At 71.0% G+C, this 17,799-nt stretch carries 13 protein-coding genes and 2 pseudogenes; 11 read left to right on the top strand and 4 right to left on the bottom strand.

Annotation, left to right across the window (positions count from 1 at the left end; genetic code table 11):
• The first annotated feature begins 24 nt into the window (after window positions 1-24).
• From ACFYOH_RS24045 to ACFYOH_RS24035, 3 genes are read left to right on the top strand one after another with little or no spacing between them, the layout of a single operon-like run.
• Window positions 25-1,239, top strand: coding sequence for an arginine deiminase (locus ACFYOH_RS24045; protein WP_388628833.1), 1,215 nt, complete (start codon window positions 25-27; stop codon window positions 1,237-1,239).
• Window positions 1,240-1,258: 19 nt separating this feature from the next.
• Window positions 1,259-2,260 carry an ornithine carbamoyltransferase gene (gene argF / locus ACFYOH_RS24040; RefSeq protein WP_388628830.1) on the top strand — a complete coding sequence of 334 codons (1,002 nt, stop codon included), beginning with the start codon at window positions 1,259-1,261 and terminating at the stop codon, window positions 2,258-2,260.
• Between the two features lie 3 nt (window positions 2,261-2,263).
• Window positions 2,264-3,187 (top strand): carbamate kinase, encoded by a 924-nt coding sequence (locus ACFYOH_RS24035; protein WP_388628828.1) that lies wholly within the window; start codon window positions 2,264-2,266, stop codon window positions 3,185-3,187.
• Between the two features lie 49 nt (window positions 3,188-3,236).
• Here the strand turns inward: ACFYOH_RS24035 and ACFYOH_RS24030 are convergent, their stop codons facing one another.
• A complete protein-coding gene (locus ACFYOH_RS24030) occupies window positions 3,237-4,949 on the bottom strand; it encodes a SulP family inorganic anion transporter (protein ID WP_388628826.1) in 1,713 nt (570 codons plus the stop codon).
• Window positions 4,950-5,181: 232 nt separating this feature from the next.
• On the opposite strand from ACFYOH_RS24030, the gene ACFYOH_RS24025 reads away from it, so the two are divergent.
• From ACFYOH_RS24025 to ACFYOH_RS24010, 4 genes are all read left to right on the top strand, one after another.
• Window positions 5,182-5,808, top strand: coding sequence for a hypothetical protein (locus tag ACFYOH_RS24025; RefSeq protein ID WP_388628823.1), 627 nt, complete (start codon window positions 5,182-5,184; stop codon window positions 5,806-5,808).
• Between the two features lie 161 nt (window positions 5,809-5,969).
• Entirely contained in the window at window positions 5,970-6,914 is a 945-nt protein-coding gene (locus tag ACFYOH_RS24020) for a universal stress protein (RefSeq protein ID WP_388628821.1), read from the top strand.
• Window positions 6,915-6,942: 28 nt separating this feature from the next.
• Window positions 6,943-7,965: an alcohol dehydrogenase AdhP gene (gene adhP / locus ACFYOH_RS24015; protein WP_388628818.1), complete on the top strand. Its 1,023-nt coding sequence runs from the start codon at window positions 6,943-6,945 to the stop codon at window positions 7,963-7,965.
• A 5-nt stretch (window positions 7,966-7,970) separates the two neighbouring features.
• Window positions 7,971-8,843, top strand: coding sequence for a universal stress protein (locus ACFYOH_RS24010; RefSeq protein WP_388628815.1), 873 nt, complete (start codon window positions 7,971-7,973; stop codon window positions 8,841-8,843).
• 17 nt (window positions 8,844-8,860) lie between these two features.
• Here the strand turns inward: ACFYOH_RS24010 and ACFYOH_RS24005 are convergent.
• Window positions 8,861-9,588 (bottom strand): annotated as a pseudogene (locus ACFYOH_RS24005) (polyphosphate kinase 2).
• A 76-nt stretch (window positions 9,589-9,664) separates the two neighbouring features.
• Between ACFYOH_RS24005 and gap the strand changes: the two are divergent.
• A complete protein-coding gene (gap, locus tag ACFYOH_RS24000) occupies window positions 9,665-10,678 on the top strand; it encodes a type I glyceraldehyde-3-phosphate dehydrogenase (RefSeq protein WP_388628811.1) in 1,014 nt (337 codons plus the stop codon).
• Window positions 10,679-10,718: 40 nt separating this feature from the next.
• On the opposite strand, the gene ACFYOH_RS23995 is transcribed toward gap, so the two are convergent.
• Window positions 10,719-12,626: a PAS domain S-box protein gene (locus ACFYOH_RS23995; protein ID WP_388628808.1), complete on the bottom strand. Its 1,908-nt coding sequence runs from the start codon at window positions 12,624-12,626 to the stop codon at window positions 10,719-10,721.
• Window positions 12,627-12,971: 345 nt separating this feature from the next.
• On the opposite strand from ACFYOH_RS23995, the gene ACFYOH_RS23990 reads away from it, so the two are divergent.
• Genes ACFYOH_RS23990 through ACFYOH_RS23980 form a run of 3 tightly spaced genes read left to right on the top strand, consistent with a single transcriptional unit; the run spans window position 12,972 to window position 16,935 of the window.
• The gene (locus ACFYOH_RS23990) at window positions 12,972-15,665 is read left to right on the top strand and encodes a GNAT family N-acetyltransferase (RefSeq protein ID WP_388628806.1); all 2,694 of its coding nucleotides are present in this window, start codon (window positions 12,972-12,974) and stop codon (window positions 15,663-15,665) included.
• A 24-nt stretch (window positions 15,666-15,689) separates the two neighbouring features.
• Entirely contained in the window at window positions 15,690-16,421 is a 732-nt protein-coding gene (locus ACFYOH_RS23985; RefSeq protein WP_388628803.1) for a CBS domain-containing protein, read from the top strand.
• Between the two features lie 16 nt (window positions 16,422-16,437).
• Window positions 16,438-16,935 carry a flavodoxin domain-containing protein gene (locus ACFYOH_RS23980; RefSeq protein ID WP_388628801.1) on the top strand — a complete coding sequence of 166 codons (498 nt, stop codon included), beginning with the start codon at window positions 16,438-16,440 and terminating at the stop codon, window positions 16,933-16,935.
• A 121-nt stretch (window positions 16,936-17,056) separates the two neighbouring features.
• Here ACFYOH_RS23980 and ACFYOH_RS23975 read toward each other — a convergent pair.
• Window positions 17,057-17,533 (bottom strand): annotated as a pseudogene (locus ACFYOH_RS23975) (universal stress protein); the annotation flags it as partial.
• Between the last annotated feature and the right edge of the window lie 266 nt (window positions 17,534-17,799).

Here is a 17,799-nt window from a genome sequence, read left to right as displayed (position 1 = left end):
CCCAAGCACAGAGGAACCTCCGCGATGAACACCTTCCACGTCGACTCCGAAGCCGGCCCACTGCGCCAGGTCATCCTGCACCGCCCCGGCCTCGAACTCTCCCGCCTCACCCCGCGCAACGTCGACGCCCTGCTCTTCGACGACATCTTGTGGGCCAAGCGCGCCCGCGAGGAGCACGACGCCTTCGCCCAGGTCCTGCGCGACCACGGCGCCCGCGTCCACTACTTCGCCGACCTGCTGGCGCAGACCCTCGACGTCGCAGAGGCCCGCGACTGGCTCCTGGACCGGGTCGTCACTCCCGGCACGGTGGGCCCGGCCCTCATCGACCCGGTGCGCGAACTGTGCGGCGAACTCGACGGGGAGACGCTCGCCGGCTATCTGATCGGCGGCCTCCTCAAGAGCGACCTGCCGCTCGCCACCCCGCACAGCCTGGTGTGGAACACGCTCGGCCCCGACGACTTCGCCCTCACCCCACTGCCCAACCACCTCTTCCCGCGGGACAACTCCTGCTGGGTGTACGACCAGGTGTCGGTCAACCCGATGGCCAAGCCCGCCCGGCGACGCGAGAGCCTGCACGCGCAGGCGATCTACCGGTTCCACCCGATGTTCGCCGGCGTCGCGCCCGCACCGCTGCTCGACGGCCCCGTCGGCACCCTCGAAGGCGGGGACGTCCACGTCCTCGGCAACGGCACCGTCATGGTCGGCATGGGAGAGCGCACCACGGCCCAGGCCGTGGAGAACCTGGCCGCCCGGCTCTTCGCGACCGGCACAGCGAGCAGGCTGATCGCCGTCCAACTACCTGCGGCCCGCGCGTACATGCACCTGGACACCGTGCTGACCATGGTCGACCGCGACGCCTTCGTCATCTACCCCGGCCTCGCCGACTCCCTGCGCTCCTGGACGCTGCGGCCCAGCTCCGAGCGTGAGACCGGGTTCGACGTCACCGTGAACTCCGATCTCGCGACCGCGCTCGCCGAGGCCCTCGACCTGGACAAGGTGCGGATGCTCTCGGCTCCCCAGGACATCCGCAACGCCGAGCGCGAGCAGTGGGACGACGGCAGCAACTTCCTCGCCGTCGCACCCGGTGTGGTCGTCGGCTACGAGCGCAACGTCACCACCAACACATACCTGCGCAAGCAGGGCATCGAGATCGTCACGATCGCCGGTGCCGAACTCGGCCGCGGCCGGGGCGGCCCGCGCTGCATGAGCTGCCCCGTCGAACGCGACCCGATTGCCTGACCCCGTAAGGACACCCACCATGACCGTCGACCTGCGAGGCCGCTCCTACCTGAGCGAACTCGACTTCACCGCCCGCGAGATCCATCGTCTCCTCGATCTCGCCCATGACCTCAAGGCGGCCAAGCGCGCCGGTACCGAACAGCCACAGCTGACCGGCAGGCACATCGCCCTGATCTTCGAGAAGACCTCCACCCGCACCCGCTGCGCCTTCGAGGTGGCCGCCGCCGAGCAGGGCGCCCGCACCACCTACCTCGGTCCCGGCGACACCCACGTCGGACACAAGGAGTCCATCGCCGACACCGCCCGCGTCCTCGGCCGCATGTTCGACGGCATCGAATACCGGGGCTCCGCCCAGTCGATCGTCACCGAACTCGCCACCCACGCCGGCGTCCCCGTCTACAACGGCCTGACCGACACCGCACACCCCACCCAGAGCCTGTGCGACATGCTCACCATGCGCGAGCACAGCAGCAAGCCGCTCACGGACGTCAGCTACTGCTACCTGGGCGACGCCCGCGACAACATGGGCAACTCGCTGCTGTCGATGGGTGCGCTGCTCGGCATGGACGTGCGCATCGCCGCGCCCCAGGCACTGTGGCCGGAAGCCGCGCTGGTCGCCACATGCCGTGAAGTGGCCGGCCGAAGCGGGGCGCGCATCTCCCTCACCGAGGACGTCGAGACCGCCGTACACGGCGCCGACTTCCTGCACACGGACGTCTGGGTCTCCATGGGCGAACCGGCCGACACCTGGCGCGAGCGGATCGAGCTGCTGCTCCCGTACCAGGTCAACGACAAGACGCTCGCCCTCACCGGCAACCCGGACGTGAAGTTCATGCACTGTCTGCCGTCCCTCCACGACCTCCGCACCCGGCTCGGCCAGGAGCTCTTCGAGGCGTACGGCCTGAACGGCCTCGAAGTCACCGACGAGGTCTTCTCCTCGCCCGCCTCGATCGTCTTCGACCAGGCGGAGAACCGGCTGCACACCATCAAGGCCGTGCTCGTCGCCACCCTGGGGGACTGAACCATGCGCATCGTCGTCGCCCTCGGCGGCAACGCCCTGCTGCACCGCGGCGAACGCCCCGACGCCGCCGTCCAGCAGGCCAACATCGACCGGGTCGCCACCGCGCTGGCCGCCCTCGCCCACGAGCACGAGCTGGTCATCACCCACGGCAACGGCCCGCAGATCGGCCTCCTCGCCATGGAGAGCGAGGCCGACCCCGCGCTCAGCGCCCCCTACCCGTTGGACCTGCTCGGTGCCCAGACCGAGGGCATGATCGGTTCCCTGCTCACCCGTGCCATGCACGACGCTCTGCCCGGGCACCGGATCGCCGCCCTCGTCACCCACACCCTCGTGCGGACCGACGATCCCGCCTTCGAACGGCCCACGAAGTTCGTCGGCCAGGTGTACTCCGCGCCGCTGGCCAAGGCACTGGCCCGCAAGCGGGGCTGGCACATCGCCCGGGACACCACCGGCTGGCGGCGCGTCGTCGCGTCACCCGCGCCCGAACACATCCTGGAGACCGACACCATCCGCGAACTCCTGAACAGCGGGACCCTTGTGATCTGCGCCGGCGGAGGCGGGGTACCCGTCACCGCCGACCGCGACACCGGCGCACTGACCGGCGTGGAGGCCGTCATCGACAAGGACCTCACCGCAGCCCTGCTTGCCGAGGATCTCAAGGCGGACTTCCTGCTCATCCTCACCGACGTCCCCTACGTCTACGAGGCCTACGGGACGCCCGACCAGCGCCCGTTGCCCGACGCCACCCCGCGGGAGCTGCGGCACGGTGGTTTCCCGGCCGGCTCGATGGGCCCCAAGGCCGAGGCGGCTGCCCGGTTCGTCGAGCACACCGGCGGTCTGGCCGCGATCGGGGCCCTGGACGCGGCCTACGAGATCGTCCACGGCAGGTCGGGCACGCTGATCCGGCCGGACCTCACGGTCGGGTGACAGAGGGGGTGGCCGCTCCCGCTCCGTGTCGCGTGTCCAGGACCGGTTCCTATCGCTCGCCATTCCACTCGCGGTAGGCGGCCACCGCGGTGGGCAGCGTGGGGAAGATGAGGTCCGTGCCCACGGAGTCCGCCAGGCCGTACGCCTTCAGGTCGTCCAGCAGGTCCTGCTTGACCCGGGCCAGGGCGAACACGATGCCGCGGTGGCCGAGTTCGCGGCGCAGCTCGTCGACCGCGTCGAGCGCCGTGATGTCGACCTCGACGTTCGCCTCCGTGTTCAGCACGAACCAGCGGACGGGAACGGTCTGTCGGTCGACGGCGGCCAGGGCCCGGCGCCGGAAGTTCTCCGCGTTGGCGAAGAACAGCGGGGAGTCGTAGCGGTAGACCAGCAGGCCCGGGATCGTGCGGGCCTGCGGATAGTCATCGATGTCGTGCATGCCCGCCAGTCCGGGCACCAGCCCTTCGACCGCGTCGTGCGGTCGCGCCACCCGCGTCAGCAGTTCGGCCACCGACAGGCCGACCGCCACGATCACCCCGTACAGGATGTCAAGAACGAGTACGCCGGCCAGGCAGCCGAGCGCGAGGAGGAGTTCGCGGCGGCGGAACGACGCCAGTCGGCGGAACCCGGCCAGGTCGATCATGCGGACGGCCGCGTACACGACGAGCGCCCCCAGCACCGCCGAAGGCGTCCGGCTCAGCAGGGGGCTCAAGAACAGCAGGACGGCGAGGACCACCGCTCCGGCCACCAGCGAATAGCCCTGGCTGCGGGCGCCCGTCGAGGCGGCGAGCGCGGTACGGCTGGCGCTGCTGCTGACCGGAAAGCCGTGCAGGGCGCCCGCACCGAGGTTGGCCGCGCCCAGCGCCAGGAACTCCTGGTTGGCGTCGAGGCCGGGCTCGTCGTCGGTGCGCCCGGTGAAGGCGCGCGCGGTGAGGATGAAGTCGGAGTACGCGACGATCAGGACGCCCAGTGCGGGCAGTACGAGGTGCGACAGCTCGCCCAGGTCCGGCAGCCCGAGCGAGGGCAGCCCCGACGGCACCTCGCCGATCACCTTGATGCCGTGCCGGTGGTCGAGGTCGAAGACGGTGACGGCCACCGTGCCGAGGATCACCGCGAGCAGCGGTCCCGGCAGCGCCGGTACGTACCGCTTCACCGCGAACAGGAACACCAGCGCGACGGCGGAGAAGACGACCGTGGCCGCATCGACGTCCGGCAGGTGACGGACGAAGGACCACAGTTGGGAGAAGAACTGTGACTCGGTTGTCCGCACGCCGGTGAGCCTGGGTAGTTGGTCCACCATCATGATCAAGGCCACCCCGGCCAGATAGCCGAGCAACACCGGGCGGGAGAGCAGGTCCGCAAGGAAGCCCAGCCGCACCACCCGCGCCACCAGGCACAGCAGGCCGACCGTAACCGCGAGGGCCGCGGCCAGCGATGCGTAGCGCCCCACGTCCCCGTCGGCGAGCGGGCCCACCACGGTGGCCGTCATCAAAGCGGTCGTCGACTCGGGCCCCACCGACAACAGCCGGGAGGACCCGAACAACGCATACAACGCGAGGGCAGGCAGGATCGCCCACAGCCCGGCGACCGGTGGCAGCCCGGCCACCCCCGCGTACGCCATCACCTGCGGCACGAGGTACGCCGCCACCGTCACGCCGGCCAGCAGGTCGCCTCTCAGCCACGAGCGCCGGTAACCGAGCACGGCGTCGAGGCCGGGTACCAGCCGACGCCACCACGAAGACCGTCTGCCCGCTTCCTCAGCCATATGCCGCCCTTCTCTGCCTGGGTCCAGCATCCATGGCCCAGCGATCAACCGTGACACTTGCCCGGTGTCCAACCTGCCCGGTCCACCACCTCCAGCCCAACGGGCCTCGCACGCAGGGACGTTCAGCCCAACGGATGGAGACCTTCGGCATCCGGCGTGGCGTCAGGCATCGGACGAGAGTGAGACACGTCAAGGAGAAGACGATTCATACATCCCCGAAGGGATCACCATCATGGCCGTGCACGAGCACCCGCACCGGAGCCCGGGCTTCCACCTGTCGGCCGCCTTCCGCCGGCACCGGACCGGCTCCGAGTCCGCTGTGTCGGCACGTCTCGGCACGCACACCGCGCAGGCTTACGCACTCGCGTCCCTGCGCATCCTGACCGGCTTCGTCTTCCTCTGGGCGTTCCTGGACAAGGCCTTCGGCCTGGGTTACGCGACCGCCTCCGGCAAGGGCTGGATCGACGGCGGATCGCCGACGAAGGGCTTCCTCAACTCCGTCGCCGCCGGGCCGATGGAGTCGACGTTCCATTCCTGGGCCGGCGACACATGGGCGGAGTGGCTGTTCATGCTGGGCCTGCTCGGCATCGGCCTGGCTGTGATGGCCGGTGTGGCGCTGTGGCCGGCCGCGGTGGCGGGCACGGCGATGATGGCGCTGATGTGGATGGCCGAGTGGCCGCCGGCCAGGCACCTGTCGGATGGCTCGCCGAGCATGTCGACGAATCCGTTCGCCGACTACCACGTGATCTACGCTGTCGCGCTGATCGCCGTGGCGGCAGCGGGCGCGGGCGCCACCTGGGGCCTGGGCCGGCTGTGGGCTCGGCTGCCGATCGTCCGCGACCACACCTGGCTGCGCTGACCCGCACGCGGCGGGATGGACCTCGCCCCGGGCCCGTTCCGCCGCCCCGTTCCCGGGGCCCACGGTCCCCGCTGAAGGACCAGCGGCCCCTGTCCCGAGCAAACCCCCAACACGACGCTGGAACCGGGCCCCTTCGGGTCCCGGTTCAGGAGGTGGAGAACATGCCCTGCACCATCATGGTGGGTCTCGACGGCTCGCCCGAGAGCCGCGCCGCCGCGGAATGGGCGGCCCGCGAGGCGGAGCTGCGCGGACTGCCGGTGAAGCTCGTCCACGCCTGGGAGCCGATCCCCGAGCACCTGGCCGAATCCACGCATCGCGGCGCCGAGACTCTCCAGCACTGGACCGAGCGAAGCGAGATGGGGGTACCCCCGGCCGAAGGCTGGGGGAGGATTCCCCGCGAGGCCGCCGAGGGACTGCGGCTGCGCCACCCCGGCGTCGAGGTGACCACGGAGCAGCTCACCGGACTCCCCTCCGAGACCCTGGCCCGGGCGGCGCAGGACGCCGAACTGCTCGTCCTCGGCTCACGCCGCCTGGGCGGCATCGGCGGCTTCCTGGTCGGCTCGGTCGGCCTCGCGGTCGTGGCGCACACCGAGCGGCCCGTCGTACTCGTCCACGCCGGCGAGCAGGCCGCGGACGAGCACGAGATGGATCCCGCGGGCATCCCGTCCGCGGCCACAGCGTTCCGTCCCGTCGTCCTCGGGCTCGACGTCGCCGGCGCCGACGAGGCGCTGATCGGGTTCGCCTTCGAGGCCGCGGCGCGACGTTCGGTGCCGCTGCGGGTCGTGCACGTCTGGAACCCGCCGCCCTACTACGCCTATGGCATGGCCCTGGAGCCCGCGGTCGAGCGGGAGATGGCGAAGGGCGACGCCACCCTCCTGAGCGAGGTGCTGCGTCCCTGGCGGCACAAGTACCCCGACGTCGAGGTCGTCGAGCAGTCGCAGTACGGCAGCCCGTCGCTCCTCCTGATCGACGCCTCCCACGAGGCCTCCCTGGTCGTCGTCGGCCGCCGCGTCCGCCGCTCCTCCGTCGGCGCCCACATCGGCACCGTCACCCACGCCGTCCTGCACCACTCCACCGCCCCCGTCGCCGTCGTCGCCCACGACTGATGCGTCCCACTCCCGAGGAGAGCAGATCATGAAGGCAGCGGTCGTACGAGCCTTCGGCGAGCCTCTGGTCATCGAGGAACGCCCCGACCCCGAACCCGGACCCGGCCAGGTCCGCATCCGCGTCGAGGCCTCAGGGCTGTGCCACACCGACATCCACGCCGCCCACGGCGACTGGCCCGTCAAGCCCACCCCACCGTTCGTCCCAGGCCACGAAGGTGTCGGCATCGTCGAGAAGCTCGGCGAGGGCGTCACCCACCTGTCCGTCGGGCAGCGCGTCGCGGTGCCGTGGCTCGGCAGGGCGTGCGGGCGGTGCGAGCACTGCCTGTCCGGCTGGGAGACACTGTGCGAGCAGCAGGTCAACACCGGGTACGGCTGCGACGGCGGCTACGCCGAGAAGATGCTGGCCTGGGCCGACTTCGCCCAGCCCGTGCCCGACGGCGTCACCCCGTTCGAAGCGGCCCCGCTGACCTGCGCCGGCGTCACCACGTACAAGGCCCTCAAGGTCGCCGACGTCCGCCCCACCCAGCTCGTCGCGATCTCCGGCGTCGGCGGCCTCGGCCACCTCGCCCTGCAGTACGCCAAGATCGCCGGAGCCACCGTCGCGGCCATCGACGTCACCGACGACAAGCTCGAACTCGCCCGCGAGCTCGGCGCCGACCTCGTCATCGACGCCCGCAAGCGGGACATCGGCAAGGAGCTGAAGAAGCACGGCGGCGCCCACGCCGCGATCGCGCTCGCAGTGAACCCGGCCGCGTTCGAGGCGGTCAACTCCGGTCTGCGGCGTGGCGGCAAGCTCGTCATGGTGGCCCTGCCCGCACACGGCACGCTCCAGCTCCCGATCTTCGACACCGTTCTGAACGGCACTTCGGTGATCGGTTCGATCGTGGGCACGCGGCAGGATCTCGCCGAGGTCTTCCAGCTCCACGCCGCCGAGCGGACCAAGGTCATCTACGAGACCCGCCCGCTCGCCTCCGTGAACGAGTCCATCGACGCCGTGCTGCGCGGTGACATCAAGGCCCGGATCGTCTTCGACCTGGACGCGGGAAGGTGAGCACGATGGAACTGCCCCTGGTCGTCGGCGTCGACGGTTCCGAGCCGAGCCTTCGCGCCGTCGACTGGGCGGCCGACGAAGCCGCCCTGCGCGGGCTGCCGCTGCGGCTGGTGTACGCCTCGCTCTGGGAACGGTACGAAGGCACCTCACTCGCGGACGACCTCGGCAAGCCCTCGGACCAAGTGATGGCCGAGGACATCGTCGAGACCGCCGCACGTCGGGTCCGCACCCGCCGACCCGACGTGAAGGTCACCGTCGACGTGCTGCCCGAGGAACCCGAGTACGCGCTGGTACGCGAAAGCCGCACCGCCGCTGCCATGGTTCTGGGCTCTCGGGGCCGGAGCAGCCTGGCCGAGGCGCTCCTCGGCTCCGTCAGCGTGACGGTGGCCGGCCACGCGCACTGCCCCGTGATCGTGCTGCGCGGCGGCCACGACAACCGGGCCGTACCCGGCAGGCACGGCCGCATCGTCGTGGGCGTGGGCGAGGAGCCGGCGGACGCGGCTGCGATGCGCTTCGCCGCCGAGGAGGCACGGCGCCGAGGTGTGCCGCTGGAGGCCGTGCGGGCCTGGCGCTGCCCCGCTCACGAGACGACCGACCACCCCCTGCTGGCGGGTGAACCGGCCCGACTGCACGAGGAGCGGGCCGCGGAGATGCTGGAAGTGGCGCTGCGGGACGTCCCGGCTGATGTGGAGGTGCATCGGCGCACCGTCGAGGGGCACCCCCGCCAGGTGCTGCTCGGTGCCTCGGCCGACGCCGACCTGCTCGTGGTCGGGGCCCGGCGCCGCGAGGGCCACTACGGCCTCCAACTCGGCCGTGTCGCCCACGCGGTGCTGCACCACGCCGTCTGCCCCGTCGCCGTCGTCCCCCAGCGGGCGTGAGCGAGGTGACCGGCTGCTCAGAGGCGCGCCGCGTGATCGGGCACGTAGGTCCGATCACGCGGCGGGCGCTCGTAGCCGGTCGACGGCGGCCGATGCGGAAGCTCCAACACCGGCGGCGACACCTCGTGATACGCGACCGAGCTCAGCCGGTGGGCCATCATCTTCAGCCGCGCCCGGCGCTTGTCGTCGCTGTCCACGACATACCAGGGCGCCTCGCTGATGTCCATGTGAACCAGCATCTCGTCCTTGGCCCGCGAGTAGGCCTCCTAGCGGATGATCGACTCCAGGTCCATCGGCGACAGCTTCCAACGGCGCAGCGGATCCTCCAGACGATGCCGGAACCGCTCCTGCTGCTCGGTGTCGCTCACCGAGAACCAGTACTTGCGCAGCAGGCAGAAGCCCATCACGTGCTCGCCCCGGCCCAGGTTGTACCAGGACCGGTCGAACAGCGCGATCTCCCCGGCCGCCGGCAGATGCTCCACATACCGCTGGAAGTACCACTGCGTGCGCTCACGCTCGGTCGGCTTCGGCAGTGCCGCGATCCGGCCACCCGCGGGTTCAGGTGCTCGGCGACCCGCTTGATGGTGCCGCCCTTGCCCGCCGCGTCCCGCCCCTCGAAGATCACGACCAGCCGGACGCCCTCCGCCCGCACCCCCTCCTGCAGCTTCACCAACTGGGTCTGCAGACGCAGCAGTTCCTTCTCATACACCTCGCGCGGCAGGTTCGCCTCCTTCTTACCGGCCATGCCGCCTCCACCACCGACGACTCACTGAGCCACTTCCGCCCACGGTAGGCCCCTGACTGTAAAGGAGCTCCTCACCATGACCGTACGCGTCGGCATCAACGGCTTCGGCCGCATCGGCCGCACCTATCTCCGCGCGGCCCTCGACCGCGCGGAGGCGGGAACCCAGGACGTCCACGTCGTCGCCATCAACGACATCGCGCCACCCGCCACCCTCGCCCACCTCCTGGAGTACGACTCGACGTTCGGGCACATCGGACGCGAGGTCATTCACGACGACAGCACCCTCACCGTCGACGGTCGGCGTATCGCCGTCACCGCCGAGCGAGACCCCGCCTCCCTGCACTGGTCCGACTACGGAGCCGACATCGTCATCGAGTCCACCGGCCGCTTCCGCGACCGCGACGCCGCGGCCCTGCACCTGAAGGCAGGCGCCCACACAGTGCTCCTGTCGGCGCCCGGCAAGGGCGTGGACGCCACCCTCGTGATGGGCGTCAACGACGACACCTACGATCGACACCGTGACCGGATCATCTCGGCCGCCTCCTGCACCACCAACTGCCTCGCGCCGATGGTCAAGGTGCTCGACGAGAACTTCGGCATCGACCGCGGCCTGCTGACCACCGTCCACGGCTACACCAACGACCAGTCCCTGCTCGACGGCCCGCACAAGGACCTGCGCCGCGCCCGCTCGGCGGCACTGAGCATCATCCCGACGAGCACCGGTGCCGCCCGCGCCGTCGGCCTCGTACTGCCGGAACTGGCCGGTGCGCTGGACGGGATCGCCGTCCGGGTGCCCGTGGAGGACGGTTCGCTGACCGACCTCACGGTGGTGCTGAACCGCGAGGCCACGCCCGACGAGATCAACGCCGCCTTCGCGGCGGCGGCCGAGGGCCCGCTGAACGGCATCCTGCGTATCTCGACGGCGCCCATCGTCTCCCGCGACGTCATCGGCGACCCGGCCTCTTGCATCTTCGACGCCGCGCTCACCCAGGCCAACGGCACCCTCGCCAAGGTCTTCGGCTGGTACGACAACGAGTGGGGCTACACCAACCGGCTGCTGGACCTGACGGAACTGGTCTCCGACGGCTGACGCCAAGGGGAGCCCGCAGGGGCCGGCTCCCGCCGCCTTCTCACAACTTGAGGCTGAACCAAGTCGTCTTCCCCTCGTCCATCGGCCGTACCCCCCAGTCGTCGGCGAGGGCGCGAACCAGCAGCAGGCCGCGCCCGGACTCCTCGTCCTCCGCCGCGAGGCGCGGCTGGGGCAGGTGGGGGCTGCGGTCGCTGATCTCCACGGTGAGATCGGTGTCCGTGCGGACCACGTGCACCCCGATGGGGCCCTGGGCGTGCTGCACGGCGTTGGTGAGGACCTCGGAGAGCAGCAGGAGCGCGTCGTCCGTCGTGCCCGCGCAGTCCCACGTGCTCAGAGCTTTGGCGAGAAACTCGCGGCCCGCCGGCACGGATTCGGGCGCGGCGGGCAGGTCGGTGGTGGCCGTGGCCAGCGGAGCCGCAGGGAGCTGGGTCAGCAGCAACGTGACGTCGTCGTGGCCGTCCGCGTCGGGCAGCAGCGTCGACAGGACGTGGTCGGCGGCGCTCTCCAGGTCGGGCACCGTGGTCGGGAGCTCGTCCAGGGTGGCGACGAGCTGGGTGAGCTTGTCCTCGATGTCGGTTCCGGGGGTTTCTATCAGACCGTCGGTGTAGAGCACGAGGGTGGCGCCGGGCTCGATGGTGCCGCAGCACTGCTCGTAGATCACCCCACCGACGCCGAGGGGGGCGTTCACGGGTGCCGGAAGCGGCCGGGTGCGTGCACCGGGGACGGCTACGAGACCCGGCAGGTGGCCGGCGGAACACACGGTCACCTCCCCTGTGTCGGCGGCTATGACCAGATAGCAGCAGGTGACCAGCTGGTCGGGGACATCGAGATCGGCGACGACGGTGTCCATCGCCTGCATCAGTTGCCGCGGCTGAAGCCCGGTCTTGGCCAACGCGTGTGCCGCCGACCGAAGTTGACCCATGACGGCCGCGGCCTCGAGACCCCGCCCCATCACATCGCCGATCAGCACACCCACTCGGCCGGCGCCCAGCGGGATCAGGTCGAACCAGTCGCCGCCGACACCGGCCCCCTGGGTCGCGGGCCGGTAGCGGCTGGCGGTGGTGAGGCCCGGGATGGCGGGCGGCGTGCCCATCAGGCTGCGCTGCAGGGTCAGGGCGATGTGCCGCTGCTGCTCGTACAGCTCCGTCAGCTCCGCCTCGGCGCGCTTGCGGTCGCTGATGTCCCGGACGATCGCGCACGCCCCGACGACGGTGCCGTCCGCCGCCCGGGTCGGCCACAGGGTGACGTCGACGTCGAGCAGCTCTCCGGAGCGGGTGAGCCGCAACGTCTCGAAGTGCTCGACCTTCTCGCCCTGGCGCAGCCGCTCCAGGAGCGCGGTGATCTCGTGGTTCCTCGCGGAGGGTGCCAGCATGGAGACGTGCCGTCCCAGGACCTCGTCCGCCGTGAACCCGTACAGCCGCTGCGCGGCGGCGTTCCAGTACGTGATGTGGCCGTCCAGGGTCTTCGCGAGGATCGCGTCCTGCGATGACTCGACCAGCGCGGCGAGCTCGTTGATGCGCTCCTCGGCGGCTTTGCGTTCGCTGACGTCGCGTACGGCGGCGGAGACGAGGAGGCCGTCGGTGGTTTCCAGGGGGCTGAGGCTGATTTCGACGGGGAACTCGGTGCCGTCTTTGCGTAGTCCGTAGAGGTCGAGTCCGGCACCCATGGGACGCACCTGCTGGTTGTGGGCGTAGCCGTTGCGGTGTGCGGTGTGGTGGGTGCGGAAGCGGCCGGGGACGAGGAGTTCGACGGGGTGGCCCAGGAGTTCCTCGCGCCGGTAGCCGAAGAGGGCCTCTGTCTGGGCGTTGACGAGGCGGATGGTGCCGGTGTCGTCGACGATGACCATGGCATCCGGCGCCGCCTCGAGCAGCCCCCTGAACCTCTCCTCGGCGGCGCCCGGAACGCCCACGGGGATCCGGGCGCCGCACTGGCAGGCGCCAGGTTCCACCGTGGAGACTGGATCAGATGGTGCTGTTTCGATCAAGTGGTTCAATCTCGTCCTCGCCCCCCAGGCTCACCTTGAGACAGGTGATCCAAACGCAAACCACGCGGTTCTGCCGTGACAAGTCGTCTAGTGGCCCCCAGTGCCCGAACTTGTGCGCAGACGACGACCGCGGTGACCGTTCCTTGGCGGCGTCCGTCCGGTCACTTCACTACCAGAGCGGCGATCCATGGACGCGCACCCCGGGGAAGAAGGGCCTACCGGCCCTCGAAGGACCTCCACACAGCCCATGGGATCCCGTCGTGATCCGTCTGATGCTCGAACCATCGAGAGGCTTGGAGGAGATCCCCGATGTCGGACGCCGTGCTCAACCGCCCCCCGGTTCACGCCCTGCTCGTGGACGGCACCACTGTGTGCATCCGTCCTGTGACCCAGGCCGACCACGACCAGGTGCAGGGGCTCTACGAGGAGATGTCCCCGGAGAACCTCCGTCGCCGGTTCTTCTCATTGAGCCCGCGGTCCGCCGCCCTGGCCGCCGACCGGGCCTGCGCCCCGGCGCACCCCGGCTACCGGGCCCTGCTGGCCGAGACGCAGGGTCAGGTGATCGGGCTCGCCGAGTACGACACGGCGGGGGAGAAGGACGAGGCCGAGATCTCCATCGCTGTCTGTGACGGCCTGCACCACCGCGGAGTGGGCACCCTGCTCGTCGAGCACCTGGTATCCGCGGCCCGGGCCGACGGCATCACCACCTTCACCGCCGACGCCCTCAGCGAGAACCGCGAGATACTCCGGCTCTTCGCCGACATCGGCCTGCGCACCGCCCGCCGCTTCGAGGGCCCCGAGGTCCGCTGCACCATCCGGCTCGACGCGGACGACGCCTATCTGTCGGCCGTGGAGGCCCGGGGCCGGGCCGCCGACGTGGCCAGCCTCGAGCCGCTGCTGTGCCCGAACGTGGTCGCTGTTGTCGGTGCCGGACGCAAACCCGGCTCGGTCGGCCGGGCGATCCTGCACCACCTGAAGGCGGGCGGTTACACCGGCCGCCTGTTCGCCGTGAACCCGAGTGTCAACCACATCCTCGGCGTGCCGTCATACCCGTCCGTGAGCGCGCTGCCGAAGACCCCCGACCTGGTGGTCGTGGCCGTCCCCGCGGCGGCGGTCCCGGACACCGCGGAGGAGTGCGGCAAGGCCGGTGCCCGGGCGCTGCTCGTTGTCACCTCCGGCCTCGACGTCGAGCAGGCGCAGGCGCTGCTGGCCACCTGCCGCACCTACGGCATGCGCCTGGTGGGACCCAACTGCCTCGGCATCTCCAACACCGACCCCGACCTGCGCCTGGACGCCACCTTCGCAGCCGACCACCCCCGCCCCGGCACCGCGGGCGTCGCCGTGCAGTCCGGCGGGGTCGGTATCGCCCTGCTCGACGGGCTGTCCCGGCTCGGCATCGGCGTCTCGTCCTTCGCCTCCCTCGGCGACAAATACGACGTCAGCGGCAACGACATGCTCCAGTGGTGGGAGAGCGACGGCCGCACCGAACTGGCGCTGCTGCACCTGGAGTCCTTCGGCAGCCCGCGCGCGTTCTCCCGCACGGCCCGCCGCGTCACCCGTCGTATGCCGGTCCTGACCGTCGACGCAGGCCGTACCGAGGCGGGGCGCCGGGCCGCCGCCTCCCACACCGCGGCCGCCGCCACCCGCACCATGACCCGGCAGGCGCTGTTCACCCAGGCCGGCATCACCGCCACCCGGTCGGTCGGCGAACTCCTCGAAACCGCCGCCCTGATGCACTCCCAGTCGCTCCCCGCGGGCACCCGCGTCGCGATCGTCACCAACGCGGGCGGTGCAGGCGTCCTCGCCGCCGACGCCTGCACAGAGGCGGGACTGGCCCTGCCGCCGCTGCCCGCAGAAGTCGTCGACGACCTGCTCGCCGTGCTCCCGCGGGGTGCGGCGGTCGGCAACCCCGTCGACGCCACCGCGGCCGTCACGGAGGAACAGCTCGCGGACTGCCTGGACCGGCTGACGCACCACCCGGGCATCGACGCCGTCCTGGTGGCCCTCGTACCCACGGCGGTCGCCGCCGCGACGGGCGACGACCTCATCCGGGCACTCACCGACGCCCCCGCGCACCGGGCCAAGCCAGTTGTGGCCGTACGCCTCGAACAGGACCTGCCGGTCAAGCTTCTGCCCGCCGCCGATGCGGGCACCATCCCCTCATACGCCGAACCCCAGGCGGCGGCACGGGCCCTGGCTCACGCCGCACGCCGTGCGGCCTGGCTCGCCCGGCCCGTAGGCACGGTCCCGGAACTCGACGGCATCGACACCGCCCATGCCCAGGAGATCACTGACACCTTCCTGGCCGCGCATCCGGACGGAGGCTGGCTCGACCCGCGCACCTGCGCCGACCTGCTGACCTGCTACGGCATCCCCCAACTGCTCTGGGCGTGGGCGGAGACCGAGGATGAGGCCGTCCTCGCGGCCCAGCGACTGCGCGGCCCGGACGACCGGGTGGTGATGAAGGCCCACTGGCCCGGACTGGTCCACAAGAGCGAGCAGCATGCCGTGCATCTCGACCTCCATGGCGATGCCCAAGTCCGCGCCGCCTTCCGGGACTTCGAGACCCGGTTCGCGGGACTGCTCACCGGTGTGGTCGTACAGCCGCTTGCCGCGCGCGGCACCGAACTGTTCGCGGGCGTCGTCCAGGACGAGGTCTTCGGCCCGCTCGTGCTGTTCGGGCTCGGCGGCACCGCGACCGAGGTCCTCGGCGACCACGCCGCCCGCCTCGCCCCGCTCACCGACCACGATGTGCACGACCTGATCACCGCGCCGCGCTGCGCACCGCTGCTGTTCGGCGCCCGCGGCAACGGGCCGGTCGATCTTGAAGGCCTGGAGCAGCTGCTCCTGCGCCTGTCCCGGATGGCGGCCGACGTGCCGCAGCTCGCCGAGGTCGACTTCAACCCCGTGCTCGCGACCACGGCCGATGTCTCCGTGCTCGACGCTCGGGTGCGGCTGGTGCCGCGCAGGCCGCAGGACCCCTATCTACGCCGACTCCGTTGAGTCACCACCGAGGAGGAACCAGAGATGAAGCACGACAAGGTCGGCTCCGTGATGGCCACGGACGTCGTTCGCGCCTCGTACGGCACCCCCTTCAAGGAAGTCGCCCGGCTGCTCGCTCACCACAGGATCAGCGGACTGCCGGTCGTGGACGAGGACCAGAAGGTCATCGGCGTCATCTCCGAGACCGACCTGATGGCCCGCCAGGCCGAAACACCCGACCCGTACGCGCCGAAGCGCCGCTTCCGGGCCGTGGCGTTGACACCGGGCGAAAGGCGGAGGGCCGCGAAGGCGGCGGCCCGCACCGCCGGCCAGCTGATGACCGAACCGCCCGTCACCGTGCGCGCCGAGGACACCATCGTCGAGGCCGCGCGGACCATGGCCCAGCGGCGGGTGGAGCGGCTGCCGGTCGTGGACGAGGAGGACCGGCTCGTCGGCATCGTCACCCGTCGGGACCTGCTCCAGGTCTTCCTTCGGCCGGACACCCGGATCCGCGACGAGGTGGTCGAGGAAGTCCTTGTCCGCGCGCTGTGGCTGCCGCCGCAGAGCGTCGACGTCTCCGTGGTGGAGGGTGTGGTCACGCTCGCCGGCCATCTGGAGCGCAAGAGTGAGACGGAGATCGCCGTCTCCATGACCAAGCAGATCGACGGCGTGGTCGCGGTGGTCGACAACCTCACCTACCGCCTGGACGACAGCCACGTCCAGCCCGCCGAACAGGCCCTGCACGGCGTGGCCGAAGACTGGCTGCGCAAACTCTGAGGGGAGGCGGACCGCCATGACCGGCAGGGTCCTGGTCGCCTACGGGACGACGAACGGATCGACCGCGCAGATCGCCGAGGCCGTCGCCCAGGTCCTGGGCAAGGAGGGGATGACGGCCGAGGCACGGCCTGCACCATCGGTGGCGAGCATCGAGATGTACGACGCTGTGGTGGTCGGGGGCGCACTGTACGCCGGCCGCTGGCACAAGGACGCGCGCCGCTTCGTCCGCCGCCACCGCCGCGCCCTGGCCGAGCGCCCGCTGTGGTTCTTCAGCAGCGGGCCGCTGGACGCTTCACCCTCGGAGCGGAACATCCCGCCCGTGTCCGGCGTCAGGCGCGCCATGGACCGGCTCGGCGTCAGGGAGCACGTCACCTTCGGCGGCTGCGTGCAGGAGGGCGCGAGCGGAAGAGTCGCACGGATGATCCTCCGCAACGGCAAGGGCGGTGACTTCCGTGACTTCCCCGCGATCGAGGCGTGGGCGCAGCGGGTCGCACAGGAACTGACGACTGCTTAGGCCATCGCTTCCTCGCCTGGCTCGCCCACGTTTCACGGCACGATGGCCACCGGACACCCGACACCGGACACCGGGCTTCGCGCAGCAAGGCTCGCACGAAGCCCGCGTCCCCGCCGGAGCCGCCTCCCACGACCAGCAGTGCGGCGCCCTCAGCATGGTGGAGCAACGCATCGGCGGGGTCGAGCAGTACGACGTCCTCAAGCACCGGAACCCGCGGGTACTTCACCCGCCAAGGCCGCAGCGCGTCGGCCAGCAACTGCACTTCATGGTCTTCCCAAATGGCACGGTCCTCCTCGGAAGTGCCGAAGGGCAACCCGGCGGCGCAGGAGGGAAGTTCCCAGGCGTGTACGGCGTGCAGCCGTACACCCCGGGCCTGGGCGGCGTCGAAGGGGAAGTCGATGGCCCGCTCCGCCGGGTGACGGGCGTCGATCCCGAGGGTGACCTGCGTGACCCGGCGTGCCGGAGCCGCGACGGGGACGGTGGCGTCCGGTACGAGTACCACGGGGCACGCGGAGGCGGCCGTAACGGCGAGTGCGGCCGGGCCCGTTGCCAGGCCGGTGGTGTCGTCCCCCGCCGCGGACAGGTCGAGTACGAGCATCGCCGTGCTACTCAGATCGTTCGGCGGTGAGCCGTACCGCACCTCGAGCGGCAGGTCGTGCAGAGACGCCTCGTGCGCCGCCCAGTGCACGGCCGTATGACTACGGCCTGTCCCGTTGGCGCAGGCAATGATGACTTGGCTCACGACGATCGCCTCCCTGGCACCCGGGTGACCCGCTCTCACGCCTCCTACCGTGCCGACCGCCCCAGGGCCGGCGCAGGGGCCGAATGGACCTGCGAGAGCCCTTGCGGCCCATATCCGACCGG

The sequence above is a fragment of the Streptomyces sp. NPDC007856 genome (assembly GCF_042868225.1).
In the GTDB taxonomy this organism is placed as follows: Bacteria; Actinomycetota; Actinomycetes; order Streptomycetales; family Streptomycetaceae; genus Streptomyces.
This window is presented reverse-complemented; position numbering and strand designations above follow the sequence as displayed.